The organism is Streptomyces sp. NPDC057302 (assembly GCF_042667685.1).
Lineage (GTDB): Bacteria > Actinomycetota > Actinomycetes > Streptomycetales > Streptomycetaceae > Streptomyces.
The window spans coordinates 16,767-42,435 of the sequence record NZ_JBHUZJ010000065.1; the positions used below are offsets into that span (position 1 = coordinate 16,767).

At 70.9% G+C, this 25,669-nt stretch carries 21 protein-coding genes; 12 read left to right on the top strand and 9 right to left on the bottom strand.

The window, feature by feature from the left end:
* The first annotated feature begins 215 nt into the window (after positions 1-215).
* From ACFUPX_RS32740 to ACFUPX_RS32750, 3 genes are all read left to right on the top strand, one after another.
* Entirely contained in the window at positions 216-1,460 is a 1,245-nt protein-coding gene (locus ACFUPX_RS32740; RefSeq protein ID WP_383330979.1) for a CapA family protein, read from the top strand.
* Between the two features lie 105 nt (positions 1,461-1,565).
* Positions 1,566-2,504 (top strand): NAD-dependent epimerase/dehydratase family protein, encoded by a 939-nt coding sequence (locus ACFUPX_RS32745; protein ID WP_383330982.1) that lies wholly within the window; start codon positions 1,566-1,568, stop codon positions 2,502-2,504.
* 53 nt (positions 2,505-2,557) lie between these two features.
* Complete coding sequence (locus ACFUPX_RS32750; protein ID WP_383331067.1) at positions 2,558-3,496, top strand: RNA polymerase sigma-70 factor; 939 nt, start codon at positions 2,558-2,560, stop codon at positions 3,494-3,496.
* A gap of 78 nt (positions 3,497-3,574) precedes the next feature.
* Here the strand turns inward: ACFUPX_RS32750 and ACFUPX_RS32755 are convergent, their stop codons facing one another.
* The gene (locus ACFUPX_RS32755; RefSeq protein WP_383330985.1) at positions 3,575-6,499 is read right to left on the bottom strand and encodes a glycoside hydrolase domain-containing protein; all 2,925 of its coding nucleotides are present in this window, start codon (positions 6,497-6,499) and stop codon (positions 3,575-3,577) included.
* Between the two features lie 95 nt (positions 6,500-6,594).
* Between ACFUPX_RS32755 and ACFUPX_RS32760 the strand changes: the two genes are divergently transcribed.
* From ACFUPX_RS32760 to ACFUPX_RS32775, 4 genes are all read left to right on the top strand, one after another.
* Entirely contained in the window at positions 6,595-7,743 is a 1,149-nt protein-coding gene (locus tag ACFUPX_RS32760; protein WP_383330988.1) for an ROK family protein, read from the top strand.
* A 260-nt stretch (positions 7,744-8,003) separates the two neighbouring features.
* The gene (locus ACFUPX_RS32765; RefSeq protein ID WP_383330991.1) at positions 8,004-8,909 is read left to right on the top strand and encodes an ABC transporter permease; all 906 of its coding nucleotides are present in this window, start codon (positions 8,004-8,006) and stop codon (positions 8,907-8,909) included.
* Positions 8,906-9,829 (top strand): carbohydrate ABC transporter permease, encoded by a 924-nt coding sequence (locus ACFUPX_RS32770; RefSeq protein WP_383330994.1) that lies wholly within the window; start codon positions 8,906-8,908, stop codon positions 9,827-9,829. Before ACFUPX_RS32765 ends, ACFUPX_RS32770 begins: the two co-directional genes overlap by 4 nt.
* Before the next feature lie 44 nt (positions 9,830-9,873).
* A complete protein-coding gene (locus ACFUPX_RS32775; protein ID WP_383330997.1) occupies positions 9,874-11,505 on the top strand; it encodes a hypothetical protein in 1,632 nt (543 codons plus the stop codon).
* 8 nt (positions 11,506-11,513) lie between these two features.
* Here the strand turns inward: ACFUPX_RS32775 and ACFUPX_RS32780 are convergent, their stop codons facing one another.
* Together ACFUPX_RS32780 and ACFUPX_RS32785 are read right to left on the bottom strand one after the other, a co-directional pair.
* A complete protein-coding gene (locus ACFUPX_RS32780) occupies positions 11,514-12,938 on the bottom strand; it encodes an amino acid permease (RefSeq protein ID WP_383331000.1) in 1,425 nt (474 codons plus the stop codon).
* 123 nt (positions 12,939-13,061) lie between these two features.
* Positions 13,062-13,523, bottom strand: coding sequence for a universal stress protein (locus tag ACFUPX_RS32785; RefSeq protein WP_361040879.1), 462 nt, complete (start codon positions 13,521-13,523; stop codon positions 13,062-13,064).
* A gap of 163 nt (positions 13,524-13,686) precedes the next feature.
* Between ACFUPX_RS32785 and lysX the strand changes: the two genes are divergently transcribed.
* The gene (lysX, locus tag ACFUPX_RS32790; protein WP_383331003.1) at positions 13,687-16,986 is read left to right on the top strand and encodes a bifunctional lysylphosphatidylglycerol synthetase/lysine--tRNA ligase LysX; all 3,300 of its coding nucleotides are present in this window, start codon (positions 13,687-13,689) and stop codon (positions 16,984-16,986) included.
* Positions 16,987-17,095: 109 nt separating this feature from the next.
* The gene (locus ACFUPX_RS32795) at positions 17,096-17,926 is read left to right on the top strand and encodes a polysaccharide deacetylase family protein (protein WP_383331006.1); all 831 of its coding nucleotides are present in this window, start codon (positions 17,096-17,098) and stop codon (positions 17,924-17,926) included.
* A 79-nt stretch (positions 17,927-18,005) separates the two neighbouring features.
* Here ACFUPX_RS32795 and ACFUPX_RS32800 read toward each other — a convergent pair whose 3' ends face one another.
* Positions 18,006-18,662 carry a class F sortase gene (locus tag ACFUPX_RS32800; RefSeq protein WP_383331009.1) on the bottom strand — a complete coding sequence of 219 codons (657 nt, stop codon included), beginning with the start codon at positions 18,660-18,662 and terminating at the stop codon, positions 18,006-18,008.
* A gap of 350 nt (positions 18,663-19,012) precedes the next feature.
* Between ACFUPX_RS32800 and ACFUPX_RS32805 the strand changes: the two genes are divergently transcribed.
* Complete coding sequence (locus ACFUPX_RS32805; protein ID WP_383331070.1) at positions 19,013-19,513, top strand: hypothetical protein; 501 nt, start codon at positions 19,013-19,015, stop codon at positions 19,511-19,513.
* 152 nt (positions 19,514-19,665) lie between these two features.
* Here ACFUPX_RS32805 and ACFUPX_RS32810 read toward each other — a convergent pair whose 3' ends face one another.
* The 3 genes from ACFUPX_RS32810 to ACFUPX_RS32820 all read right to left on the bottom strand — a co-directional run bounded on the left by ACFUPX_RS32810 (position 19,666) and on the right by ACFUPX_RS32820 (position 22,238).
* Entirely contained in the window at positions 19,666-20,211 is a 546-nt protein-coding gene (locus ACFUPX_RS32810) for a hypothetical protein (protein ID WP_383331012.1), read from the bottom strand.
* A 1,020-nt stretch (positions 20,212-21,231) separates the two neighbouring features.
* A complete protein-coding gene (locus tag ACFUPX_RS32815; protein ID WP_383331015.1) occupies positions 21,232-21,450 on the bottom strand; it encodes a hypothetical protein in 219 nt (72 codons plus the stop codon).
* Between the two features lie 41 nt (positions 21,451-21,491).
* Entirely contained in the window at positions 21,492-22,238 is a 747-nt protein-coding gene (locus ACFUPX_RS32820; protein WP_383331018.1) for a nucleotidyltransferase domain-containing protein, read from the bottom strand.
* A 136-nt stretch (positions 22,239-22,374) separates the two neighbouring features.
* Between ACFUPX_RS32820 and ACFUPX_RS32825 the strand changes: the two genes are divergently transcribed.
* Positions 22,375-23,016, top strand: coding sequence for an HAD family hydrolase (locus ACFUPX_RS32825; RefSeq protein ID WP_383331020.1), 642 nt, complete (start codon positions 22,375-22,377; stop codon positions 23,014-23,016).
* Positions 23,017-23,070: 54 nt separating this feature from the next.
* On the opposite strand, the gene ACFUPX_RS32830 is transcribed toward ACFUPX_RS32825, so the two are convergent.
* Together ACFUPX_RS32830 and ACFUPX_RS32835 are read right to left on the bottom strand one after the other, a co-directional pair.
* Positions 23,071-23,835 (bottom strand): hypothetical protein, encoded by a 765-nt coding sequence (locus tag ACFUPX_RS32830; protein WP_383331023.1) that lies wholly within the window; start codon positions 23,833-23,835, stop codon positions 23,071-23,073.
* A 14-nt stretch (positions 23,836-23,849) separates the two neighbouring features.
* Positions 23,850-24,437 carry a hypothetical protein gene (locus ACFUPX_RS32835; RefSeq protein ID WP_383331026.1) on the bottom strand — a complete coding sequence of 196 codons (588 nt, stop codon included), beginning with the start codon at positions 24,435-24,437 and terminating at the stop codon, positions 23,850-23,852.
* A gap of 200 nt (positions 24,438-24,637) precedes the next feature.
* Here ACFUPX_RS32835 and ACFUPX_RS32840 point away from each other — a divergent pair, with 200 nt between their 5' ends.
* Positions 24,638-25,633 (top strand): SCO0930 family lipoprotein, encoded by a 996-nt coding sequence (locus ACFUPX_RS32840; protein ID WP_383331029.1) that lies wholly within the window; start codon positions 24,638-24,640, stop codon positions 25,631-25,633.
* The last annotated feature ends 36 nt before the right edge of the window (positions 25,634-25,669 follow it).

The window sequence follows — 25,669 nt, forward strand, 5'->3', positions numbered from 1 at the left end:
CGATTACCCGAAGGGGGCCCTGAGCAAGGCGCTTTACGGATCCTTGACTCAGGCCCCGGTTTCGTCGCAGGTCAAAGGCCCTGTGTTCTTCGTGTCACATGGCCGGATGATTTAAGTCCGTTTCGGGGACTATGACGGCATTGCTGCTTGACTCGACCTTGTGTCCGAATGTGGATTCGTTTCGCCGAATATCCCCCATTCACGGAGCCTGGTCGATGACGCAGCGCACACCGCAGGGAACAGCCGTTCTGGCAGCGGTAATGATCGGAGCCACTCTCGCCGCGACCGCCGCCTGTACGGCAAATGAAGAGCCCGCGCAGGAGCGGAATCCGAAGCAGCACGGCGAAAAGCACCCCGGCGGCGCCCGGGACGGAAATCGCGACAATCCGCCCCCCGCTCCTTCGGCGGCCGGCGGCGGCCAGGACGCACCGCGCCCCTTCACGCTCGTCGCCTCCGGGGACGTGCTCCCGCACTCCTCGATCATCGACAGGGCCAGCGCCGACGCGGGCGGTGACGGCTACGACTTCGTGCCGATGCTCAAGGGCGTCAAGCCCGTCGTGTCCAAGGCCGATCTGGCGATCTGTCACATGGAGACGGTCTACGGCGAGAACGGCGACTACACCGGCTACCCCAGCTTCAAGTCCCCGCCCCAGATCGCCCACGCGCTGAAGGCCACCGGCTACGACGCCTGCTCCACGGCCTCCAACCACACGCTCGACGACGGCGCCGCGGGGGTGCGCCGCACGCTCGGCGCGCTCGACAAGGCAGGCGTCAAGCACGCGGGTTCGGGCCGCACGGCCGCCGAGGGCAAGGCCCCCGCCTGGCTGCGCGCGGGCGGCGCGAAGGTGGCCCAGCTCGCGTACACGTACGGCACGAACGGATACCCGATGCCCCAGGGCAAGCCCTGGACGGTCAACCTCATGCAGCGCGAGCGGATCGTCGCGGACGCGCGCGCCGCGCGGAAGGCGGGCGCGGACGTGGTCGTCGTGTCGGTGCACTGGGGCACGGAGTGGCAGGACGCCCCGGACCGCCGCCAGCTGAGCCTCGGCAAGCAGCTCACCGCGTCCCGCACCCAGGGCCGCCCCGACATCGACCTGATCCTGGGCACCCACGCGCACGTCCCCCAGGCGTACGAGAAGGTCAACAAGACCTGGGTCATCTACGGCATGGGCGACCAGATCGCCGGCGACATGATCAACCACGACGGCGAGAACGACCCGCGGGGCAACCAGGGCACGCTCGGCCGCTTCACGTTCGCCCCGCCGACGGCCCCCGGCGGACGCTGGGAGGTCAAGAAGGCCGAGTTCATCCCCCAGTGGTTCAACACGGGCACGGGGCGCGTGACCAACCTGAACGCGGCGCTTGCCCGCGGCGCCGACGTCGCCGTCGTCCGCGACCGGATCCGCCGGATCGTCCTGAGCCGGGGCGCGGGGAAGGACGGCCTGGTGATGGGCCAGTAGCCGGGCCGCCGCCCGCGAGATCCTCGCCCGCCACCTCCGCATGTCACAGATGTCCGGGGCTGCCTCGTCTCTGGTGCGAGAGGCGGTTCCGTACATCGGAAGGTGATGGGCATGCGCGTGTTCGTGGCGGGCGGGAGCGGGGTCGTCGGGCGGCGCCTGGTGCCCCAGCTCGTGGCCAGGGGCCACCAGGTGACGGCTACGACGACGAGCGGGGCCACGTCGCGCCTGCTGAAGCAACTGGGCGCCGACGCGGTCGTGATGGACGGCCTCGACGCGATGTCGGTGGGCGAGGCGGTGGCCGCGGCCCGGCCGGACACGATCGTGCACCAGATGACCGCGATCTCCGTGGCGCACGCGGGCAAGCCCGACCTGAAGCACATCGACCGCTGGTTCGCCACGACCGTCCGGCTGCGCACCGAGGGGACCGACCACCTGCTGGCCGCCGCCGAGGCGGCCGGCGTCTCCCACGTCGTCGCCCAGAGCTACGCCGGCTGGAACGGCATACGCGAGGGCGGCTGGGTCAAGACCGAGGAGGACCCCCTGGACCCGGAGACGGGGACGCTCGCACGCGCGGGGGCGGACGCGCTGCGCCACGTCGAGGACGCGGTGCTCAGGGCCGGTGGCGCGGCCCTGCGGTACGGCGGGCTCTACGGCCCCGGCGCCACCGACGACCAGGTCGAGCTCGTGCGCAAGCGGCAGTTCCCGCTCGTCGGGGGTGGCGCGGGCCACAGCTCCTGGGTGCACCTCGACGACGCGGCGAGCGCTACCGTCCTGGCCGTGGAGCAAAAGGCGAGGGGGGTGTTCAACATCGTCGACGACGAACCGGCTCCGGCCGCCCAGTGGCTGCCGTATCTGGCCTCGTGCGCGGGCGCGAAGCCGCCGATGCGGGTCCCCAAGTGGCTGGCCCGCATGATCGCCGGGGACGTGGCGGTGACGATGATGACCGAGGGCCGCGGCTTCTCGAACGCCAAGGCCAAGCGGGAGCTCGGCTGGGAGCCTCGCTACCCGTCGTGGCGGCAGGGCTTCCGGGAGGGCATCGGATGAATCCGGCGGAGCATCGGACGAACCGGACGGACGAGATGAACCGGATGGACGAGATGAACCGGGCCGAGGAATTCCAGGAGCTGCGGCCCCTGTTGTTCGCGATCGCCTACCGGATCCTCGGCAGCGTCAGCGAGGCCGAGGACGCGGTCCAGGAGAGCTGGCTGCGCTGGGAGGCCTCCCCGGCCGAGCCCCGCTCGACCAAGGCCTTCCTGTCGGCCGTGGTCACCCGGATCTCGATCGACGTGCTGCGCTCGGCCCGCGTCCGGCGTGAGGCGTACGTGGGGCCGTGGTTCCCCGAGCCGCTCCTCGCCGACCCCTACGAGGACCCCGAGCGCTCGGCGGAGCTGGCCGACTCGCTGTCGATGGCCGCGCTGGTGCTGCTGGAGCGGCTGACCCCGCTGGAGCGTGCGGTCTTCGTGCTGCGGGAGGTGTTCGGCTTCGGCTTCCCGGAGATCGCGGCGTCCGTGGAGCGCTCGGAGGCGGCGTGCCGCCAGCTCGCCGTACGGGCGCGGCGCCACATGGACGAGGGCCGCCCCCGCTTCGAGGCCGACCGCAAGGAGCGTGACCAACTCGCCGAGCGGTTCTTCGACGCCTTCCGCGAGGGGGACGTCGACGGGCTGCAAGTGCTCCTGGCCGCCGATGTCGCGATGGTGGGCGACGGCGGCGGCAAGGCCCCGCAGTTCGCCAGGCAGATCGTGGGGCCCGCGAACGTGGCCCGTGTGTTCGCCGCGCTCATCCCGCAGTTCACGCGGATCGGCGTGGTGGTGGAGCCGCGTCGGATCAACGGCCAGCCGGGTGGGATCTTCCGCGATCAGGACGGCAGGGTCGTCAGCACGATGGTGCTCGAAGTCCTCGACGGCCAGATCCAGACGATCCGCTCGGTGCTCAATCCCGACAAGCTCGGCCATGTGGGTCCGGTGGCGGACGCCTGGGCGCTCCATCGCGAGGCCAACGCGGCCCGCAGGCCACGAAGGACCGACCCGAAGAGCTGACCGCGGGCGCGGATGGCCGCCGCCCCGGGGTCCCTGCCGGGCTGAACCCTCGGCCCGGCAGGGACCCCGGGCGGCCGTTCACTCCCCGAGCCGCACCAGCCGGCCACGCCCCGGCTCCACCCGCAGCGCCTCACCCGCGGCGAACCTCCGCTCCTCCTGGAACCCCTCGATCGCGGGAGCGTAGGCGGCGACGGGCCCCGAGGCCGTGGTGAGGACGACGTCCACCGGCTCCCCGGCCCAGGAGGCGAGCGCCGTCACGGTCCCTCCCGGCCCCTCCCACGTGGTGGCGAGGACATCGTCGTGCCCGGTCCGCACCGGAGGGGTGCCGGTGGCCCACCAGCCCGTCATCTCCGCCTCCGGGAGCCGGAGTTGGTCGAAGGCCCGCCACAAAGGCCGTACGTCCGTCATGGGTGCCCGCGCCGTCATCCCGAAGACGAGCCCGCGCCAGGGATTGCCGCCGCCCTCCAGCATCTCGCCCATCACACCGAAGGGAATGCCCGAGATCTCGACGAGCCAGTACGCGGGATCGCCCCCCGCCGAGCCGTCCGCGCCGTCGTAGTCGAAGAGCTCGCCGAGCCAGAGCCGGTCGACGTACGGCAGCAGCTCCGCGTACAGATTGGCGCTGGAGGCGAACCCGTCCGGCTCGCGGAACTGGTTGCAGGAGTGCAGGTCGACCAGCGGCGGCTCGTCCCCGGTGGCCGAAAGGACCTTGCGGACCCGCTTCATGGTCGTCCGGTCGTACGCCACGTCGTCGAGGTAGAGCCCGTCGACCCCGACGACCCGGCGCAGCCGCTCGATCCCGCTCACATAGGAGTTGTGCCAGCGCGAGTCACCGGAGGTGACGACCGCGACGTCCCCCACGTCGGGCGCCACCCACCCGGGCACGTAGTCCCCGCACAGATGCTCCCGGAGCCACGCGTGCCCGCCCCCGGGCCCCGGCGCGAAGATCTCGTCGCCCAGCGACGCGAGCACCGGCAACTCCGATGTGTGGCGCGTCAGTTCGCGCACCGTGTCGTACACCTTGACCTGGATGCCGAGCCGGTGCGCCTCCTCGGTGTAGGAGTGCAGGGCGTCCGCGCCGAGGAGCGGGTCGTTGATGTACGGGTTGGGCGGCGTCGCATGGTGCAGATTGGCGACGTTCGCGCCGTACTCGGCGATCTCCGGGGGCGAGGCGTACGCGTGGAAGTAGCGCTCGGAGAGCTGCCGCGCCGGTTCGAGCGGCTTGAACGGGGTCAGGAGCAGCCGGAACTCGAAGCACCGGCTCTCGCCCGCCCGCAGCGCGAGCGGCCCGCTGAAGGCGCTGAGAGAGCGCACCCCCTCGCTCGTGCGCAGCCGCACCCCGCCCGCCCCGTCGCCCGCCCAGGAGCGCGGTGTGCGCAGGGGCTTCTCCCGGTAGTAGTTGGTGTTGAGCGGTCGCGCGTAGTGCTCGTCACGCAGGCTGAGCTGGAGCCCCGCCGCCGGGTCGCCGAGCCAGAACGCGTCCTGGTTGCGGGTGGGCGTGTCCCAGCTCCAGTCGAACGTCTCCGGGCACACCCGGCCCGTCAGGCCGAGCCCCATCGCGTACCGCGCGATGTCCTTGCGCAAGGGCACGTCCAGCGTCACGTCGAGCTGAGTGTCGGCGGTGGCCTCGACCGTGGCCCGCACGACGAGGAAGCCGTCGGCCTCCAACTCGCCCTCCGTGCGCAGGAGTACGTCCTGCCCCGCGGCCCGAGCCGACCAGCCCACCCGCGCCGGGCCGAGGCGGTCCAGGCTGAGCGGCCCATGCTCCAAGGGGCGGCCGATGTCGAGCGTGACGGGGGCGGCGAGCAGGTCGCGGGGCGGTCCGTCGGCGCGCGTGACGGTCGGCGCGAAGGTGGAGATCAGCCGCTGGGGGAGTCCTTGTGGGCCGAGCTCGACCGTGCGGCCCAGCAGCGACAGGCGCTGCCCGCCGGGCACGGCCACCGCCTCGATCGGGGTGTACGGAGTCACCGGCTCGTCGTCCTGCGCGAGCGCCGAGTCCAGCCATCCCAGCCGAGCGAGCCGCCACGGCTCACCGGCGCCTCCGTCGGCGACGACGTCCTGGCCGACGGTGAGGCGCAGGGGCAGTACGCGCTCGGGGGCGCCCGACGCTCCGACGGCGATCTCCCCTTCGTGGCGGCCGGGTCGAGCGTCAGCGGGAACCTCGACGCCGAACCACAGGGCTCCCGCCCGCCCGGCGCCGACCGTCACGCGCCGCTCGAAGGAGTGGCCGCGCGCGTCGATGCCGCCCGTGCTGAGGCACCGTACGGGGAAGGGGAGCCCGCGGACCTCTGCGCGCACGTCGGTGAGCTCCTGGAGGGCGTACACGCCGACCTGCACCGCGTAGAACTCGCCGCGGTCCGCTGTGACGTCGAGCGGGGCGAAGGGGGTGGCAAGCGCCCAGCGTGCGGGCAACCGCTCGTAGCGTCCCAGCGGATGGGCGCGGTCCTCGCCGAAGAGGAGGAAATGCTCCTCGCCGTAAGCCTGTTGGAGCCGGGTGCGCTCGTCCTGCGTGGCCGCGAAGCCCAGCGGCGCGAAGGAGTCGACCGCGCTCGCCGCTTCGTATGCGAAGGCTTCGGCGCGCGGCAGCTTCTCCCACCCGGCGCCGCTGTGCAGGCCGCAGCGGTGCACCCAGCCGGGGTCGGCGGTTTGAGTGGGAGGCCGGTAGGCGGCCTGCGGATAGTAGGGCTTGCCCGTGTGTGCGTACGGGAGGTAGTGCACGGCGTACGTGCCGGGGCCGTCCACCGGCTCGAAGGCGATGCGCCCCGCCTCGCCCGTCACCTCCACGGCCAGGGTGTTGCGTACGCGCTCCCCGGACGGTCCGACCACGATCACGTCCACCGCCCCGGGATCTGGATCCTGGCGCCGCCACGGCAGTTCGGCCGCGAAGGCCGGGGCCGAACCGTCGGTCGTGGCGGCACGTACGAGAATCCGGTGGTTACCGTAGACGTCGCTGTCCCAGGAGCCGATCCCGCATGCCAGCTCCGGATGACCAGTCTCACCCATCTGTGCTCCCCCAAGGGCGCTATTTATTAGGTAAGTTTCTCAATCGCTCCGGGTCACCCTGGAGATCAACCGATCACGCTGTCAAGGGGGACGCCTTGAATCGGCCCACGAGTGCCTCGAGTGGGGACCCGTCGCTGCTGCGCCGCCTGAACGCGGCCGCCGCCCTGCGTGTGCTGCGCGAGCGGGACGAGATCACCGTGCCCGAACTGGCGGGCCTCATCGGCGTGTCACGGCCCACGGCCCAGGACCTCACGGCCCAGCTCCTTCGCGAAGGCCGCCTGGTGGAGCTGACGCCGGGCAGCGGCAGCGTGGGCAGGCCCGCCCGCCGCTTCCGCTTCCGGGCCGAGGCGGCGCACGTGCTCGGCGTGGACATCGGCGCGCACAAGATCCTGGTGCACGCGGCCGACCTGCTCGGCCGCACCGTGGCCACCCGGCGCGTCGCCGTCACGCCCGAACTCCCGGCCGGTCAGCGCCTGGACGCCGTCCGCGAGGCGATCGCGGGCTGCCTGGCCCAGCCCGCGGCGGCGGGCGTGCGCCCGCTGGCGACCGGGGTCGGCACCAGCGGCATGGTGGACGCCGCCGGCCGCGTGGTGGAGAGCGACTCGCTGCCCCAGTGGACGGGCCTCGACCTCACCCGCGAGCTCGCCGACCCGGGCCACGGCCCCGTCGTCGTGGGCAACGACATCCAGCTCGCGACCCTCGCCGAGTGCACCGGGGGAGTGTCGGTGGGCACGGGCGACTGCGTGTACCTGTACGTCGGCAACCGGCTCGGCATCGGCCTGTGGCTCCGCGGCGAGCTGTACCGCGGACACCGCGGCGCGGCGGGCGAGATGGTCGCCGGGGACGGCTGGGAGCGGTGCTACCAGCGGCTTCTCGACTGGTTCGCGGGCCACGAGGGCGCGGACCGGCCCACCCGCGAGAACGCCGCCCGCGCGGTGGTGACCGCCGCGGCGGCGGGCGACGGCGGGGCCAGGTACACCCTGCGGGCCTTCGCCGAGGCGCTCGCCGACAGCCTGGCCCGCCACGTCGCCGTACTCGACCCGCAGTCCGTCGTCCTGGGCGGCGGCATCTCCCGGGCGGGCGCCCTGCTCAGCGAGCCGTTCGCGGCGCGGCTCGGCGCGCTCTGCCCCTACCGGCCGACGGTCCAAACCTCCCTACTCGGCGAGGAATCCACCGCAATCGGGGCAGCTCGCCTCGCACTGGAACACATCGACCACGCGGCGCAGAAAAATCCAACTCTCTAGGACCGGAAGGTGGTTGACGGGCGGGAGCCACGCTTCGATGATGTGGCTCTCTTTCGGCAAGTTGGCTTCTTAATTGGCCGGCTCTCGACGGCCGTCCCGGCTGTCGGCTGCCACTTTTCTGTTCCGTCGTGCCGCCAGGCCAGGGAGTACGTGTGACATCCCCAGCAACCCAACGCAGGCCACGAGCCGCGTCGCCGCCACCACCCGGGTCGGATCCGACAGTTGATCCCAAGTCCCCGGGCCCGCCGCGCCACCGCCGCGTGCCGCTCCGCGTCCGACTGCGGAACAACTGGGTGATGCTCGCCCTGATGGCCCCGGGCCTGCTCTTCTTCCTGTTCTTCTTCTACGTGCCGATGCTCGGCAACGTCATCGCCTTCCAGGACTACCAGCCCTTCATCGGCTTCAAGGACAGCCCGCTGGTGGGCCTCGCCAACTTCCAGGAACTCTTCGCCGACCCGGCGTTCTGGGAGGCGGTCCGCAACACCCTGGCGTTCGCCGCGCTCCAGCTGATCTTCTTCTTCCCGGCGCCGCTGGCCCTCGCGCTGCTCATCAACAGCCTGGTCAGCCCACGCATCAAGAAGTTCGTGCAGAGCGTCGTCTATCTGCCGCACTTCATCTCCTGGGTCCTGGTCGTCGCGCTCTTCCAGCAGGTCCTCGGCGGCGCGGGCCTCTTCAGCAACTACCTGCGCGACCACGGCATGTCCGCCCTGGACGTGATGACCGACCCCGATACCTTCTCCCTCCTCATCACCGGACAGGTGATCTGGAAGGACATCGGCTGGGGCATGATCATTTACCTGGCGGCGCTCGCGAGCGTCGACCAGAGCCTCTACGAGTCGGCGGCCGTGGACGGCGCGGGACGCTGGCGCCGCATGTGGCACGTCACCCTGCCCGCAGTGCGCGGCGTCACGATCATGCTGCTCGTACTGCGCCTCGGCGATGTCCTCTCGGTCGGCTTCGAGCAGTTCCTGCTCCAGCGCGACGCGGTCGGCGCCCGCGCGTCCGAAGTCCTCGACACCTACATCTACTACCACGGCGTCGTCTACGGCGACTGGGGCGTCGGCGCCGCCGCGGGCCTGGTCAAGGGCGTCATCGGGGCCTTGATGATCTACGGCGCCAACAAGGTCGCCCACGCCTTCGGAGAGCACGGGGTGTACAGCAAATGAGCAGCTTCGGATTCCCCCTGCGCTCGCCGCGGGTCCGTGAGGAGCGCCCTGCCTGGGAAGAGCCGCCGTCGAAGATCGGCTCGGCCGCCAAGGCCGTCGTCATCACGGTCATCTGCGCCGTGATGATCGTGCCCTTCCTCACGGTCCTCTCCACCAGCCTCGCCTCCCGCAAGGAGATCACCGAGGCGGGCGGCTTCGTCCTCTTCCCCACGGAGCCGACCCTGGAGGCGTACCGCACGATCCTCTCCGGAGGCATCGTCTCCCGCGCCGTCGTCGTCAGCGTCCTGATCACGCTCGTCGGCACGGCCCTCTCGCTCCTGACGACGATCGCGCTCGCGTACGGCCTCAGCAAGCGCGGCGTCCCCGGCAGCAAGCCGATCCTCCTGATGGTGCTTTTCACGCTGCTCTTCGTGCCGGGCATGGTGCCGATGTACGTGGTGGTCAAGGAGCTCGGACTCCTCGACTCCTACTGGTCGTTGATCCTTCCCGTCATGATCAACGCCTTCAATCTCGTCGTCCTGCGGGCGTTCTTCATGAACATCCCCGAGGAGCTGTACCAGGCGGCGCGGATCGACGGCGCGGGCGACTGGCGGATCCTGACGCGCATCGTCCTCCCGCTCTCCAAGGGAGTCGTCGCCGTCGTAGGCCTCTTCTACGCGGTCACGTACTGGAACGCCTTCTTCAACGCGATGCTCTACCTCAACGACTCGGGCAAGTGGCCCATCCAGCTGGTCCTGCGGACCTACGTGGTCCAGGGCAAGTCCATCTCGGGCGACCAGCTCGGCGTCAGCCACATGCCGCCCCAGCAGTCGATCTCCATGGCCGTCGTCATGATCGCCCTCATCCCGATCCTGCTGCTCTTCCCCTTCCTGCAGAAGTACTTCACCAAGGGCGTGCTCACCGGCGCCATCAAGGGCTGAAGCTTCCTTCCCCTGAACCCTTTGCGGAGATTCCCATGACAGGCATGTCCCGACGCACGTTCCTGAGCCTCTCCACCGCCGTCGCCGCGGGCGCGGCCGCCACCTCGCTGACGGGCTGCGGCTCGGGTGCGAAGAAGACCGGCGAGGCGGCATCGTCGAAGGTGAAGCTGCCTTCGTACGTGCCCTTCGGCAAGGTCAAGCCCGATCTGCCGCCGAACGCGAAGGGGCTCTCGGCCGGGTTCCTCTCGTACCCCAAGGACCTGGTGCGCAGCGTTCCGAAGACCCCGGGCGACGGGTCGAAGGTCACGATGCTGACGGAGATATGGACGCAGCCGCCGCTGCCCAAGGGGTCCAACGCCTACTGGAAGAAGGTCGACAAGGAGCTCGGCGTCGACCTCACCGCGATCCTGGGCACCGACCCCGGCTACGAGGAGAAGTTCTCCTCCACGATCGCCGGCGGCGAGTTGCCCGACCTCCTGTGGATTCCGCCCAACCAAGGCATCCAGCACATAGCCGAACTCCTCGAAGCCAAGTGCGCGGACATCACCGAGTATCTGTCGGGCGACGCCGTGAAGGCTTACCCGAACCTCGCCGCGATGACGCCCGCGCACTGGAAGACCGCCGTGGTCAACGGCAAGATCTGGGGCGCGCCGGTCCCGTACCCCGCGTTCGGCCAGGTCTACGCGGGCAACCCCAAGGTCTGGGCGAAGGCGGGCGGTTTCCAGGCGAGCAGCCCGGAGGAATTCCTCGCCAAGTGCAAGGAGGTTACCGGCGGGAAGACCTGGGCACTTGAGCCCATCTACGTCAACGCGGCCAGTGTGATGAGCCAGTGCTTCGGTGCTCCCAACAAGTGGCGGCAGAACAAGGACGGTTCGCTCACCTGGTACCAGGACACCGACGAGTACGCGGAAGCGCTCAACTTCGTGCTCAAGCTGAAGAAGGCGGGCGTCTTCTATCCCGGGAACCCCAAGATGGCCGACGCGTACATCAAGATGGCGCAGGGCTCGATCGGCGCCACCGTGCACGCCACCCCCTTCAACGCCCGCCAGGAGATCCGTGTCCAGGACCCCGCAGTGGCTGCGGAGATCATGATCCCGTTCGCCGCGGGAGGCAACCGGCCCAACCACCACTACCACCTCGGCACCATCGGTTACACCGCCATCAAGAAGGGCGACGAGAAGCGGGTCCGCATGCTGCTGGGGGTGCTCAACTACCTGGCGGCGCCGTTCGGCACCAAGGAGCGCGAGTTCCTCGAGTACGGGACCGAGGGCGAGGACTTCACGTACGACAAGAGCGGCTTCCCGGAGCGCACCAAGAAGGGCAAGCAGGAGGTCGAGGGCCTGTACAGCGGACTGCAGACGTCGACGACCGCGCCCTTCGCCCTCATCGCCTCGAGCTTCCCCGGGAACGAGCGGGCGCAGGACGTCAAGGACGTGTACGCCGCCGAGCAGAAGCTCATCGAGACCGCCGTGCGCAACCCGACGGTCGGCCACTACTCGGACGCCTACACCCAGCACTACGGCCGCATGGACACCGAGGCGAGGGACCTCGTCAACGACATCGTCAGCGGCCGCAAGAAGCTCAGCGAATGGAAGCCGTTCTGGTCGGAGTGGAAGGGCAAGGGACTGGAGCAGATGGCCCGCGAGTTCCAGAAGTCCATCGAGCAGACCACCTGAGCGCCCCGCTAGGAAACGCGGTCGGCCTTCGCCAGTTCCGACTTCCGGTAGGAGTACGTGAAGTACACGACGAGGCCGACCGCGAACCACACCGCGAACCGCACCCACGTCTGCCACTGCAGGAACGTGATCAGCCAGATGGAGAACACGACCCCGATGGCGGGCACGACCGGCATCCCGGGGCAGCGGAACGTACGCGGCAGATCGGGCTGCTTGTAGCGCAGCACGATCACCGCGACGCACACCACGACGAAGGCCAGCAGGATGCCGATGTTGGTCAGTTCGGCCGCCTCGCCGATCGGCAGGAACCCGGCGATGGCGGCCGAGGCGAACCCGACGATCCACGTCACGCGCGTCGGCACGTGCCGGGTCTTGTGGGTCTTGGCGAACCACTTCGGGAGCAGCCCGTCGCGCGACATGCTGAACCACACGCGGGTGACACCGAGCATGAAGGTGAACATCACGGTGAGGATGCCGATGATCGCGCCGACCGCGATGACGTCGGCGAGACCGCCCAGGCCCACGGACTTGAAGGCGGTGGAGAATCCGCTCTCCGGGTCGATGTCCTTGTAGCTCTGCATGCCCGTGAGGACGAGGCAGGCAAGCACGTACAGGACCATCGAGATCGCGAGCGAGTAGAGGATCGCCTTCGGCATGTGGCGCTGCGCGTCCTTGGACTCCTCGGCCGCCGTACTCATGGCGTCGTACCCGAACACGGCGAAGAAGACCGTGGCCGCACCCGTGAACGCCCCGCTGACGCCGAACGGGAAGAACGGCTTGTAGTTGCCGGTGTTGATGTGGAAGAACCCGACCGCGATCACCACGATCACGACGATGACCTTCAGCACGACGACGATCATCTCGAAGCGTGCCGCGTTCTTGATACCGAGCGTCAGCAGATAGGCGATGAGCAGGCACAGCACCGCGGCGAACAGGTCGACCTTGTGCCCGTCGCCCGTGCCGGGCGCTCCCAGCATCCACTGGGGCAGCTGGGCGCCCATGTCGTTGATCAGGAAGTTGAAGTAGCCCGAGATGCCGATCGCGACCACCGCCACGATCGCCGTGTACTCCAGGAGCAGGTCCCAGCCGATGAACCAGCCGGTCAGTTCGCCGAGGACGACATAGCCGTAGGTGTACGCCGATCCCGCCTTCGGGATCAGGCCCGCGAACTCGGCGTACGAGAAGGCCGCCGCCGCGCTCGCGACACCGGCGATGAGGAAGGAGATGAGGACGGCGGGCCCGGCCGTGCCGTTGGCCACCGTCCCGGCGAGGGTGAAGATGCCGGCACCGATGATGCCGCCGACGCCGATCGCGGTGAGCTGCCAGAGACCGAGGGAGCGGGAGAGCCCGCCGCCCTCCGCGCCTTCGGTTTCTTCGATGCTTTCGATGGGCTTGCGGCGCAGAACGCCGTGCCCCATCCGGAGTCCCGCCATGAGCTCCACCTTTTCGCAGACGGCAGTCGGCTGATGGCGGATCATGATGGCCCAGGCATGCGCATGACGGAAGACGCCACACCCCTCGCACGGGTGAGGGTTCAGCACTCTGGGGGGTGCGGGTTACGGCACCACGGTGACGGGCCAGCGGCCCGCCTTGACCAGTCGTACCGCGACCGAGCCGACGATCCGGTGGCCCGCCTGCTCGGAGGCGCCGACGACCACGGCGTCGGCCTTGAGGTCGTCCGCCGCGGTGACCAGACCGCTGAAGGGATCGCCGCGGAAGGTGTGGAACTCCCAGCGCACGTCGAATATGTCCTTCACCCGCTCGGCCGCGTCTCTGATCTCGGTGATGAGGGACTCGGCGATCTCGTCGGTCGTATCGGCCACCGGGGCCCCGAGCGCGGCGCCCGCGGCCATCACGGGCTGGACATAGACGACGGCGAGCAGCGCGTGCTGCCGACGGGCCAGGCCTCCGGCATATGCCGCGGCCCGGAGCGAGGAGTCCGAGCCGTCGACACCGACGACGATCACCTTCGGGCCGTCGGTACCGCGTTCGAACTGGTGGGAGTGGTCTGCAGTCACAGCCGAGAGGTTATCGGAGCCGGTCCGCCGCCCTCGCCGTGGGCAGGTGTCCCATACAACGATCCGGCCCGGCTCTCGACCGGCGGCCCGGTCCCGCTCTCGACGGGCGGCCCGGTCCCGCTCTCGACGGGCGACCCGCGCAGACCCTTCCTAGGGTCGATCCATGAGCACCAGCGTGGAAAGGCCAGGCACCGAGCCGCCGAGCGCACGAGCCCGCTTCCTGAGACGCGTGCCGGAAGGGTTCGCCACCTTCTTCGGCGTCCTGGGCCTCTTCTGCGCGATCCTCGCGGTCATCGCCCCGCTGCGCCACCTCCTGCGCCCGGTCGTCCGCCTCCTCGACCTCCTCACGGTCCCGGTGAGCCCCAACCTCGCGTACGCCGTGTTCCTCTTCCTCCTCGCGGCGGCGACGGCAGCCCGCAAGAAGGTCGCGTGGTGGCTGGTCATCAGCTACCTGGGGCTCCTGCTCGCCTTCGACGTGCTCGGCATCGCCCTCGGCTACTGGGCGGACTCGCTCCCCTCCCTGATCGTCTGCGGCGTCGCCTTCGTCCTGCTGGTCCTCGCCCGCAAGGAGTTCTCCGCCGACTCCCGCCGCGGCGCCGTCCGGCGGGCCGTCCTCGTGCTCGTCGCGGGCCTCGCCGTGGCGATCCTGGTCGGCTGGGGTCTCGTCGCGCTCTTCCCGGGTACGTTGCCTCGCGGCGAGGCCCTGCCGTGGGCGGCGAACCGGGTCTGCGGCGGGCTCTTCACCGGGCACGACTACTTCGACGGCCGGCCCCCGCGCGCCCTGCACTTCTGGCTCGGCCTCTTCGGCGCCCTCGCCCTCCTGAACGCCGCCGCGGCCCTCTTCCGCTCCCAGCGCATGGAAGCCGCCCTGCACGGCGACGAGGAACCCCGCATCCGCGCGCTCCTGGGCACCTACGGCTCCCAGGACTCCCTCGGCTACTTCGCCACCCGGCGCGACAAGGCCGTCGTCTTCTCGCCCAGCGGCAAGGCCGCCGTCACCTACCGCGTCGAGGCGGGCGTCTGCCTGGCCAGCGGCGACCCCGTCGGCGACCGCGAGGCCTGGCCGCACGCGATCGGCGCCTGGCTGGACGTGGCCCGGCGGTACGCCTGGGCCCCCGCCGTGATGGGCGCCTCCGAGGAGGGCGCCACCGCCTACGCACGCTCCGGGCTCGGCGCGCTCCAGCTCGGCGACGAGGCGATCCTGCCCGTCGCCGACTTCGACCTGGACGGCCGCGACATGCGCGTCACGCGGCAGGCCGTGAACCGTGTCCGCCGCACCGGCGCCACCACCCGCATCCGCCGCCACTCCACCCTGACCGAGGAGGAGATGGAGGAGACCATCGACAAGGCGGACGCCTGGCGGGACACCGAGACCGAGCGCGGCTTCTCGATGGCCCTCGACCGGCTCGGCGACCCCGAGGACGGCGACTGCCTGCTCGTGGAGGCCCTGGACGCCGAAGGACGGCTCATCGCCCTGCTCTCCCTCGTCCCCTGGGGCAAGGACGGCATCTCGCTCGACCTGATGCGCCGCGACCGGGCGACCGCGCCCAACGGAGTCATGGAGTTCATGGTCGCCGAGCTCTGTGCGGGCGCGGGCAGGTTCGGGGTGCGCCGCATCTCCCTGAACTTCGCCGTCTTCCGCTCGGTCTTCGAGGAGGGCGCCCGCATCGGAGCGGGACCCGTCCTGCGCCTGTGGCGCAAGCTGCTCCTCTTCTTCTCCAAGTGGTGGCAGCTCGAAGCGCTCTACCGCTCCAACGCCAAGTACCACCCTCAGTGGTACCCCCGCTTCATCTGTTACGGCGACGCCGGAGCCCTCGCCCGGATCAGCCTCGCGTCGGGCATCGCGGAGGGCTTCGTCTCCGTGCCCTCGCTGCGCAAGCTCCGGGGCAAGGGCCGAGGATTCAGGGGCGTCACCAAGCCCACCAGCACGGAGAGCCTCCCGCCGATCTCCGCCCTCGGCCTCGCGGGTCAGGGGGACGCGGCCGACGCCGACCCCCTGGCGGCACTGCCCGACCAGGTCCGCGTCCGCCACCGCAAGCTCGACCGGCTGCGCGCCGACGGCATCGACCCCTACCCCGTGGGGCTCCCGCCGCGCACCCACACCCTGGCCGAGGTGACGCCCGCCCTGACGGGGGAGCAGGTCACGGTCGCGGGCCGCGTCATGCTCGTACGCGACTTCGGCGGGGTCGTCTTCGCCGTCCTGCGCGACTGGTCCGGCGACCGTCAACTGGCCCTGACCCGGGACCGGTCGGGCGCCGACGTCCTGGAGCGCTTCACCTCCGCCACCGACATCGGCGACCACATCACCGCCACCGGCACGGTCGGCGCCAGCGACCAGGGCGAGCTCACCGTCTTCGTCACCGGCTGGCAGCTCACCGGCAAGTGCCTGCGCCCGCTGCCCGACAAGCGCCGCGGGCTCGCCGACCCAGAGGCCAAGGTCCGCCGCCGCTACCTCGACCTCGTCGCCGGCCCCGGCGCCCGCGACGTCGTCCGGGCCCGCTCCACCGCCGTACAGGCCCTGCGCCAGGGGCTGTTGGACCGCGGCTATCTGGAGGTCGAGACACCGATGCTCCAGCAGATCCACGGCGGCGCCAACGCCCGTCCCTTCACCACCCACATCAACGCCTACGACCTCGACCTGTATCTGCGCATCGCGCCCGAGCTGTATCTGAAGCGGCTCTGCGTCGGCGGCATGGAGAAGGTCTTCGAGATGGGCCGCACCTTCCGCAACGAGGGCGTGAGCTACAAGCACAACCCCGAGTTCACGATGCTGGAGGCCTACCAGGCCTTCGCCGACTACGACGTGATGCTCGACCTCACCCGCGAACTCATCCAGGGCGCCGCCACCGCCGCCTTCGGCGCACCCGTCGCCCGCAAGGCTGACGAGGACGGGAAGCTCACCGAGCACGACATCTCCGGACCCTGGCCGGTCAAGACGGTCTACGGCGCCCTCTCCGAAGCGCTCGGCGACGAGGTCGACGCGGACACCCCGCTGCCGCGGCTGCACCGGCTCTGCGACCGCGTGCACGTGCCGTACACGGCGGACGACGCCCGCGGTGACGTCGTACTCGAGATGTACGAGCGGCTCGTCGAGGAGAAGACGAAGCTGCCCACCTTCTACAAGGACTTCCCGACCGACGTCTCCCCGCTGACCCGGCAGCACCGCACCGATCCGCGCCTCGCCGAGCGCTGGGACCTGGTCGCCTTCGGCACCGAACTGGGCACCGCCTACTCGGAGTTGACCGACCCCGTCGAGCAGCGCCGCCGCCTCACCGCCCAGTCGCTGCTGGCCGCCGGGGGAGACCCGGAAGCCATGGAACTGGACGAGGACTTCCTCGACGCCCTGGAGTACGCCATGCCGCCCACCGGTGGCCTGGGCATCGGCGTGGACCGGCTCGTCATGTTCCTCACCGGTCTGACGATCCGCGAGACGCTGCCCTTCCCGCTCGTACGCCGTCGCTGACACCCCACGGTTCCGCTGGTCCCATCGGGTGCTTTCGGGCCCCGCCGTGGTGTTGGTGTGCCGCGTCGGCCATCCGCCATGCGACGGATTAGTCATGAAAAAGGATCAAATGACTCCAGGGCGTCGCGCACTCCTGCGCGGCGCCGCTGTCTTCGGTCTGGTCGCGACCGCGGGCTGCGCCGGTACGGAGCGGTCCGGGACGCCGGGGCCCACGGCTTCCGGCGGCGCCGCGGCCGGTGGCCCGCCCGCCGCACGGGCCCTCAAGCCCTCCGCGTACCGCCTCCAGCCCATGACGGGCAACGGCCCGCCGCATGCCGCGCGCGCCCGGCCCCGCGTCCGCAAGGCGCCGATCCTGCGCATGGACGGGCAGGGCCGCACGATGGTGCTGACCTTCGACGACGGCCCCGACCCCCGCTACACGCCGGGCATCCTGCGCACCCTGCGCCGCTACGACGTCCGCGCGATGTTCTTCGTCTGCGGCGAGATGGCGGTCGACAACAAGCATCTGCTGCGCGAGATGGCCGACGACGGGCATCTGATCGGCAACCACACCTGGACGCACCCGCTGCTTCCGAAGATGACCCGGAGCGCGATGCGCGAGGAGATCGAGCGCACCTGCGAGGTCGTCGAGGACGCCGTGGGCGAACCTCCCGCCTGGTTCCGCGCCCCCTACGGGGCCTGGAACCGCGACGCCTTCCAGCTGGGCGCCGAGCTGGGCATGGAGCCGCTCGCCTGGACCGTGGACACCCTGGACTGGACCGAGCCGGGCGCGGGCACGATCATCCGGCGCGTACGGGCCGGTGCGGGCCCGGGAGTCGTCGTGCTCTCGCACGACGCGGGCGGCGACCGTACCCAGAGCGTCGAAGCCCTGCGGACGTATCTCCCGGAGCTCATCGATTCGGGCTACCACATCACCGTGCCGAGCCGCCACGAAATGTAGCCGGAATTCTGGGGGGGGAATTGAATCCGGGAGGGATTCAGCGCCCGCCCGGTGCCGTGTTCCGCCGGTGCATTCGCCGTCAGCGCACGTCCACCAGGCGGGCGAACACCACGACGTTCCCGTCGTATCCGGCCTGCTTGGAGAATCCGCCGCCACAGGTGATGACGCGGAGCTCCGGAGTTCCCTTGTCGCTGTAGACGCGGCTTCCCGGGAAATTGTCCTTCTCGAACACTTCGATCCCGTAGACCTCGAACACCGCGGTGCTGCGGTCCCTGCGCAGGACCTCGATGCGATTTCCCTTCTTCAGCGAGCCCAGGCCGTAGAAGACGGCGGGCCCCTGCTGATTGTCCACATGGCCGACGATCACGGAGGTGCCCTTCTGGCCCGGCGAGACGGCTCCGGTGAACCAGCCGGCGAGGTTCGGGTCCTGCGGCGGCGGGGCGTCCACCCAGCCGTCCGCGTCGAGCCCGACGGGCATGACCGGCGCGTCCACCCGGATCCCCTTGATCCCCACACGCGCGGCGGGGGAGAACGTCAGCGGCGTGACACCCTGCCCCGCCCCGTCGGGCGCCTGGTCCGCCGCCGCGGCCGACGCGGGCTGGGGCGGACCCACATCGAATTCCCCTGAGCCATTCCGGATCAGCGCGAGGCCGGTCAGCAGAACAAGTGCCATCACGCCCCACGGCGCGCGCTTCTTCGGCTGTTCCTCGTCATCGGCCGGCTGGGACGAAGGCATTCTCTGATCCCCTCTCAACGCGGCATTCGAACCGCGTCCGTTGCGCGTACAAGAACGCTAAACGCGGTGCACGCGACGGGCGACAGAGCGGGAGCGAACGGGTGGCAGCCATACCGGGCATGAGCCATCCGAGTCGAGGTCCGCAGGAATTTTCTGACGGTCCGTGACCTGCGGCAATATCGGCTTGTACGTTCGCGCTTCGGCGTGTCGCCTCACCAGGACGGCCGATCGCCGAAATGCGGGTCCGCGCACGGCATCTGAGGGTCAGTCTGGGAGGCGCTCTCGCCCATCGACCGGGGACGGTTACCCCGGGGCGTCTTCCGCGGAGGATTCACATGCGTACATCTCGTATGCGCACCACTCGTGCCCTCGCGGTCGCAGTCACCGCGGGTGCCGTCGTCGGCCTCGCCGCCCCGGCGGCATCGGCCTGGGCCGACCCGTCCAACATCGTCGCCATGCCGAGCGTGATCCCCCGAGGGGGACAGCTGACGGTCACGGTCGACGGCGAGTCCTGCAAGTCCGTCGGCAGCAAGGTCACGTCGGACGCCTTCCCGGACACGCACCTGAAGTCCATGGGCGGCGGCACGGCCAGCGCGAACCCGACGGTCTACCACCACGCCACGCCGGGGGCCCACAGCATCACGGTCCACTGCAACGGCAAGACCCTCAACAAGCCCGACGCGTTCACCGTCATCCACGGCGGTGTCCGTGGTGGTCTGGGCGGCAGCAGCAACACGGGCGCGACCAGCACCGACATGGCGATCGGCGGTGTGCTGGTGGCGGCCGCCGTGGTCGGCGGCGGGGTGTTCTGGATGCGCCGCCGCTCGGAGAACGCCGGGCGCGGATTCTGACCGTAGGTCCGGCGCCGGTACGCCCGTCACTCGCACGTCGGGCCCCGCTGCGCCGTGTGTGAACGTTTCGCCCTGCTGGCCGGCGCGTCCCCCCTTCCGCGCCGGCCACGGGGCGTTCCGTGCGTACTCACGTGCCGTCCGGTGGGGGTGGGTCAGGAGTTGCCGTCCCCGGTGCGGCGGCGCGTCCAGTAGTACGCGGTGCCGAGCGTGCCCACGATCAGGGCGCTGCCGAGGGCGATCTCGTGCAGGTCGAGCCCGCCGAGGCTGCCGCCGACACCCGCCCGCACTCCGTGGTGGACCGGGGCGGTGGGGTGGTGGGTCGGGTGATGGGTGGGGCGGCCCGTGGCGATGGTGAGGTCCGTGGTCCCCTTCTCGCCCTTGCAGTCGAAGGTCACCTCGTACATGGCGCCTGGTTTGGCGTCCTCGAAGACCGTCGCGGTGGTCGACTGCTGGCCCTTGGAGATGCTGGCGTCGTCGAAGACACCGGAGGTGACCGTCGTGTTCCCCTCGCAGCCGTCCACGCTGAGGGTGACCTGGCCGCCCGCGGCGATCGTCGACGGGGTGACGCGGAAGCCGAACGAGGTGATGTTGTTGTTCGTGTCGTTGTCGTCCGCGACGGCCGCGGAGGCGGTGGGCGCGGTGAGGGACAGGGCGGTGGCGGCTAGCAGAGTGGCCGAGGCGACGCGTATCGCGCGCATGATCATTCCTCCGGGTCTCCGAGGAGCAGCCGCGGACCTTCTTCCGCTTTCACCTGATATGCACCTCGATGCCGGAAACGCTAAGTAGGGAGCGGTGCGACCGCGATCGCAGTCGCGCGAACGGGGCAACGGTGTGGGCCGGACAGGGGAACGGGGCGGGGTGTCGCGGGTGCGGTGACGGGAGTTCAGGCGGCGGGGCGTGTAGTGGGGGCTGGCCGGCCCCCGACACGACGCGTGACGGCCCTGCCGCCAACGACGCCTCCGCTTCCGGCGCTGCCTCGGCGTCCGCGTCCGCGCCTCCGCTTCCGGCGCTGCCTCGGCGCCTCCGCCGCTGCGTCTCCGGGTCTGCGTCCGTACCTCTGCGTCCGCGTCCGGGCCTCTGCGTCCGCGTCCGCGCCTCCGCCTCTGCGTCTGCGCCTGCGTCCGCGCCTCCGCCTCTGCGTCTGCGCCTGCGTCCGCGCCTCCGCCTCGGCGTCCACGTCCGGGCCTCCGCGTCCGCCTCCTCGTCTGCGTCCGCGCCTCTGCGTCCGCGTCTCCGCGTCCGACTCCGCGTCTCCGCGCCTCTGCCTCGGCGCCGCGCCTCGGCGTCCGCGTCTCGGCGTCCGCGTCTCCGGGCCTCCGCGTCCGCGTCCGCGTCCGGGCCTCCGCGTCCGCGTCCGCCTCCGGGCCTCCGCGTCCGCCTCCGCGCCTCCGCTGCTCTGCGTCCGCGTCCTCGTCTCCGCCTCCGCGTCCGCCTTCGCTCCTGCCCCGCCTTTACCTCCGCCCCCGCCCGCCCCCGCCTTCGTCTCCGCTGACGAGGTCCATCGGCATCGGCATCGGCATCGGCGCGGGTCGGGCGCGCCGTCCCACCCGGATGCGGCGCAGGTCGCTTCCTTTCGGATGCCCTCGTAGCCGTCCGGACGGGCCTCGTACGGCTGGACTCCGTGTCCGTGACAGGACGCGCCCAACTCGTGCTTCCGCTCGCGGATCCGGTCCGGTGGCGGCGACGGCGTGTCGCCGGGCATGTGGCTCGGGGCAGCTTCAGGCCCCCGGTGCCCACACGTGCGCCCCACTGCCGCGCCACTCCACGAGGTGCGGGTCGTCCAGGGCCATGTCGGCGTCGCCGAGGCCGGCGCGGCGCAGGAACTCCACCAGGTCGCGGTCGTCCCGCGCGACGCCGACGGCCTGTCCGCGCACGGTGATCCGCCGTCCGCCGTCGGGGGCGGGCGGGTGGACGATGATGGGTGTCTGCCAGGTCATGCCACCAGAGTGCGCCGCGCGGGGCCGCCGCGCAGCACGGTTTACGGACCCGTGTGCGAAGCCGGTGCGGCGGTGCCGGGGTATCCGCTGCGCCGGTAGCCCTCCCAGAGGCGCCCGCCGGACGGCGCGAGCGCCTCGTCCACCAGCGCGACAAGCCCTGCGGCCCTGCCCTCCAAAGCCTCGCTCACCGCGTCCGCCAGCTCCGCGGAGAACCCCGGCCACACCTCGTCCACGCGCCGCGCGAGCCACTTCCCGCCGCCCCGCCACGCTCCCATACGCAGGAGGACGAACTCGGCGGTACGCCGGGCGATCTCGGTGACGACGAACAACCGCTCGCCGGACCGCACGCACCCGGCGAGGTCGTCGAGGAGGTCGGTGAGCGCGTAGCGATGATCCTCCAGCTCGCCCGCAGTCGCCTCGGGCGGCCCGGCCGCCAGCAACGCGCGCGCCGCGTCGCGCAGTCGGGCGCCGGTCCCGTCCCGGTCCAGGATCAGGGCGCCGTCGCCGCACATCGAGAGCAGCGACGACCGCCGTCGCGGAATCTCCCGCAGCACGAACCACCGCCAACTCGCCTCGGTGTGCACGAACACCTCGACCGGCCACGCCCCGAACCGCAGGCTGGTCCTGGAAGGCTCGCGCTCACCGGCGAGCACCACCACGACGTCCAGGTCGGACTTCGGTGTGCGCCACTTGGTCGCCGCGCTTCCGCCGAGAAACGCCGCCAGCGCGTCGGGGTGCCACGCCGCGACCAACTCCCTCGCCGTTCGGGTGGGTTCCGTCTTCTCCATGACCCGACTGTGCCGCAGTGGACCACGACCGGAGGTCCGATCGGACGATGACGCCGCCCACGTCGACCGCGAATCCCTCCGCGTCACCGGCGGCGCCGCCCGCTCCCCGTGACGACGGCCCCATAGGCTGAGCCCGATGATTGAGACCGTCGTGTTCGCCGTGGGGGAGACCCTCACCAAAGATGACCGCTACTGGGCTTCCTGGGCCGATTGGCTCGGCGTGCCCCGTCACACCGTCTCCGCGCTCGTGGGAGGTGTCGTCACGCGGGGCCGCGACAACGACGAGGCGCTGCGGCTGCTGAGCCCGGACATAGATGTCGCCGCCGCCTACAGCGCCCGCGAGGTCGCGGGACGCGGTGAGCACCTGGCCGAGACCGACCTCTACCCCGATGTGCGGCCCGCTCTCGGGGGGCTGCGCAAACAGGGGCTGCGCGTCGTCATCGCGGGGAACCAGACGTCCCGCGTCGGCGAGCTGCTGCGTCGCCTCGACCTGCCCGCCGACCTCGTCGTCACCTCGGGCGAGTGGGGCGTGGCGAAGCCGGATCCGTCGTTCTTCGCCAAGGTGATCGAGGCGGCCCAGGCCGATCCGGACCGGACGCTGTACGTCGGCGACCATCCCGCCAACGACATCTACCCGGCGAAGGCGGCAGGGCTGCGGACGGCGCACATCCGGCGCGGGCCCTGGGGGCACTGGTGGGCCGACGACCCGGCCGTCGTCGAGGCCGCGGACTGGCGCATCGACTCCCTCACCCAGGTCGCCTCGGTCATCGCCGAGTGAACGCGGGAGGGGCGGCCCCACCCTCGGCAACAGGGTGCGACCGCCCCTCCCGCCTCATCCGCCCAGCTTGTCGAAGAGCGCGCGGAACGGCTCAGGGGTGGCCGCGACGCCGCGGCTGTAGGGGGCGTCGAAGTCCCAGATGAGGAAGAGCAGGAAGGCGATCAAGGCCGAGAAGAGACCCGCGAGGATGAGTTCGCGCGGGGTGCGGCGGATCTGCAGGGCGAAGATCATGCCGACGGTGACCAGGCCGCCGGTGATCAGACCGAACCAGACGACACCCGGCATGGTGGCCCCGGCGCTGTCGCCACGGGAGTTGCGCGCGTCCGACGCGGCCGCGACCGCGTCGACGAGCGGCTGATAGGCCTGCGCCTCGAAGTCGGACTTGGGCTCGTAGTCGGTGACGTCGTGGCGTACGCGGGTGAGCAGTTGCGTACCGCGGTCGGTGAGTTCGCCGTGGTCGGCCATCGCGTCCCACTCGGTGGTCACGACATGGCTGACATAGGTGTGCACGTCCGTGCGGATGCGCTCACGGACGTCGGTCGGATAGACCCGCGCCCGCTCGGACACCTCGTGCAACGCCTGCGCCTCGGCGTGCACATGGTCCTGGGCGACGCTGCGCGCCTCCCAGACGCCGGCGATGGCCAGGCCGAGGACGATGGCGTACACCACGCCGATCATCATCGTCATGTACTCGATGACGTCCGGAGTCTCCGAAGGGTCGTAATCCGGTGTCGTCCTGCGGTGCCGAAGGACGGTGACGACAAGGACGACGCCGCACGCGGCCGCCATCGCGAGGGTGAGAACAAGCCATTCCGACATGGGATCTCCAACGGTCAGCGCGGCCGCAGCGCGGCGACGGCGAGCACCGCGGGCGCGGTGACGAGCAGGGTGAGCGAGACCAGGGACGGGCCGCTGCGGGGCTGCGCTTTGCGCGGGGCGACGCGGTACGAGGGGTAACTCACCGGTTTCGGCTCGATCTTGGGGGCGGGAGCGGGAGCGGGGGTCGGCTTCGGCTTCGCCTTGGGAGGAGGCGGCGGCGGTGGCGGCGGTGGCGGGGCCGGCGTGGGCTCGACGGGAGCCGGGCGCGCGGGCGGCGGCGGTGGCGGCGGGGGAGGCGGCTCCGGCGCCCGCGGCTCGGGGCGTGGCGGTGGAGCCGGAGCGGGCGGTGGGGGCGGCGGTGGCGGGGGAGGCGGCGGAGGCTTCGGGCGGTGTGTGGGACCCGCCCTGCAGACCACCCCGTCGCCCGAGACGGCCACCGTGTCGCCGCCGGGAGCGTCACCGATCGAGGCGTAGGCGCAGTTGTCCGCGGGCGCGGTGAACCATGCCGCGGCGGCCGTCGGCGAACCGAGCAGCCAGGCCAGCACCAGAAGCGCCAGTAATCGTGTGACCAGGCCGGATGAGACCCTCGATGATCCTTGCACGACAAGGAGCATCGGCAACCTGTCGCCCTGCCACGCCGTTGGCGCCCTCCTGTGACCCGAAGGGGGGAGACGCCGGGCGCGAACTTGACGAACAAAAGAATTTGGACGCGGGTTGAACGCACCAGCCGTTCCCACCCGTACCTAGGGCCATGCGTGACGCACTCAGCGGCGCGACACCCAAGGGACAGCGGGAGTTACCAATGCGGCATCCATCAGGGAATTCCTCCCGGGCCTGGCGGAGCGCCTCGCTCGTAGCGACAGCCGCGGCCATGCTGGCGTTGACGACGGCGTGCGGTCAGGAAAAGGGGGACCAGTCGCCGAACGGACAGAACGTGGGCAACCAGGCCCCGGCCAAGGACGACGGCTACGGAGCGGGGAGCGACGGGTACGGCGCCGACACGGGCGACGCGAAGGAAGGCGCCGGGAAGGCGAAGGCCGCCGGTCAGCTCGCCGTCTGGGACAGCAAGAAGCTCGGCAAGGTCGTCACCGACAGCGAGGGCCACACGCTCTACCGCTTCGACAAGGACACGGCCGAGCCCCCCAAGTCGAACTGTGACGGCGCCTGCGCCACCACCTGGCCCGTCGCCTCGCCCGAGGGCGCCGCCGCCCCTCCCGGCGTCGACAAGTCCCTGCTCGGCGAGGTCACCAGGACCGACGGCAGCAAGCAGCTGACCATCGACGGCTGGCCGATGTACCGGTACGCCAAGGACGCCAAGGCCGGTGACGCCAAGGGCCAGGGCGTGGGCGGCACTTGGTACGCAGCGGCCCCCGACGGCAAGAAGGCCGCGCCCGCCGCCGAGGCCGAGCCCCCCGCCGAGACGGCCCCCGTCGACCCGGCAGGGCTCTCCACCCGCAAGGACCCCAAGCTCGGGGAGATCGTCGTCGACAAGAACGGCATGACCGTCTACCGCTTCACGAAGGACTCCGCCTGGCCGATGAAGTCCGCGTGCACCGGCGCCTGCCTGGAGAAGTGGCCGGTCGTTCCGCCCGTCCAGAAGAACGACACCAAGGGAATTCTCAAGAAGGGCTTCGTCGTCTTCGACCGCCCCGACGGACAGCAGCAGCAGACGATCGACTGCTGGCCGATGTATACGTTCTCCGGCGACAAGAAGGCCGGTGACACCAACGGTCAGGGCGTGGGCGGCACTTGGTACGCAGCCGGGCCGGACGGAAAGCCCGTCGGCGTACCGAAGTAGAAAGCGGGCCCCGTCGGAAGTACCGCGCGTACGGTC

What these genes read in the sequence shown, in the direction of transcription:
- ACFUPX_RS32740 (WP_383330979.1), top strand. Translation starts at nt 216, where the DNA reads ATGACGCAGCGCACACCGCAGGGAACAGCCGTTCTGGCAGCGGTAATG.
- ACFUPX_RS32745 (WP_383330982.1), top strand. Translation starts at nt 1,566, where the DNA reads ATGGGCATGCGCGTGTTCGTGGCGGGCGGGAGCGGGGTCGTCGGGCGG.
- ACFUPX_RS32750 (WP_383331067.1), top strand. Translation starts at nt 2,558, where the DNA reads ATGAACCGGGCCGAGGAATTCCAGGAGCTGCGGCCCCTGTTGTTCGCG.
- ACFUPX_RS32755 (WP_383330985.1), bottom strand. Translation starts at nt 6,499, where the DNA reads ATGGGTGAGACTGGTCATCCGGAGCTGGCATGCGGGATCGGCTCCTGG.
- ACFUPX_RS32770 (WP_383330994.1), top strand. Translation starts at nt 8,906, where the DNA reads ATGAGCAGCTTCGGATTCCCCCTGCGCTCGCCGCGGGTCCGTGAGGAG.
- ACFUPX_RS32775 (WP_383330997.1), top strand. Translation starts at nt 9,874, where the DNA reads ATGTCCCGACGCACGTTCCTGAGCCTCTCCACCGCCGTCGCCGCGGGC.
- ACFUPX_RS32780 (WP_383331000.1), bottom strand. Translation starts at nt 12,938, where the DNA reads ATGGCGGGACTCCGGATGGGGCACGGCGTTCTGCGCCGCAAGCCCATC.
- lysX (WP_383331003.1), top strand. Translation starts at nt 13,687, where the DNA reads ATGAGCACCAGCGTGGAAAGGCCAGGCACCGAGCCGCCGAGCGCACGA.
- ACFUPX_RS32795 (WP_383331006.1), top strand. Translation starts at nt 17,096, where the DNA reads ATGACTCCAGGGCGTCGCGCACTCCTGCGCGGCGCCGCTGTCTTCGGT.
- ACFUPX_RS32800 (WP_383331009.1), bottom strand. Translation starts at nt 18,662, where the DNA reads ATGCCTTCGTCCCAGCCGGCCGATGACGAGGAACAGCCGAAGAAGCGC.
- ACFUPX_RS32805 (WP_383331070.1), top strand. Translation starts at nt 19,013, where the DNA reads ATGCGCACCACTCGTGCCCTCGCGGTCGCAGTCACCGCGGGTGCCGTC.
- ACFUPX_RS32810 (WP_383331012.1), bottom strand. Translation starts at nt 20,211, where the DNA reads ATGCGCGCGATACGCGTCGCCTCGGCCACTCTGCTAGCCGCCACCGCC.
- ACFUPX_RS32815 (WP_383331015.1), bottom strand. Translation starts at nt 21,450, where the DNA reads ATGACCTGGCAGACACCCATCATCGTCCACCCGCCCGCCCCCGACGGC.
- ACFUPX_RS32820 (WP_383331018.1), bottom strand. Translation starts at nt 22,238, where the DNA reads ATGGAGAAGACGGAACCCACCCGAACGGCGAGGGAGTTGGTCGCGGCG.
- ACFUPX_RS32825 (WP_383331020.1), top strand. Translation starts at nt 22,375, where the DNA reads ATGATTGAGACCGTCGTGTTCGCCGTGGGGGAGACCCTCACCAAAGAT.
- ACFUPX_RS32830 (WP_383331023.1), bottom strand. Translation starts at nt 23,835, where the DNA reads ATGTCGGAATGGCTTGTTCTCACCCTCGCGATGGCGGCCGCGTGCGGC.
- ACFUPX_RS32840 (WP_383331029.1), top strand. Translation starts at nt 24,638, where the DNA reads ATGCGGCATCCATCAGGGAATTCCTCCCGGGCCTGGCGGAGCGCCTCG.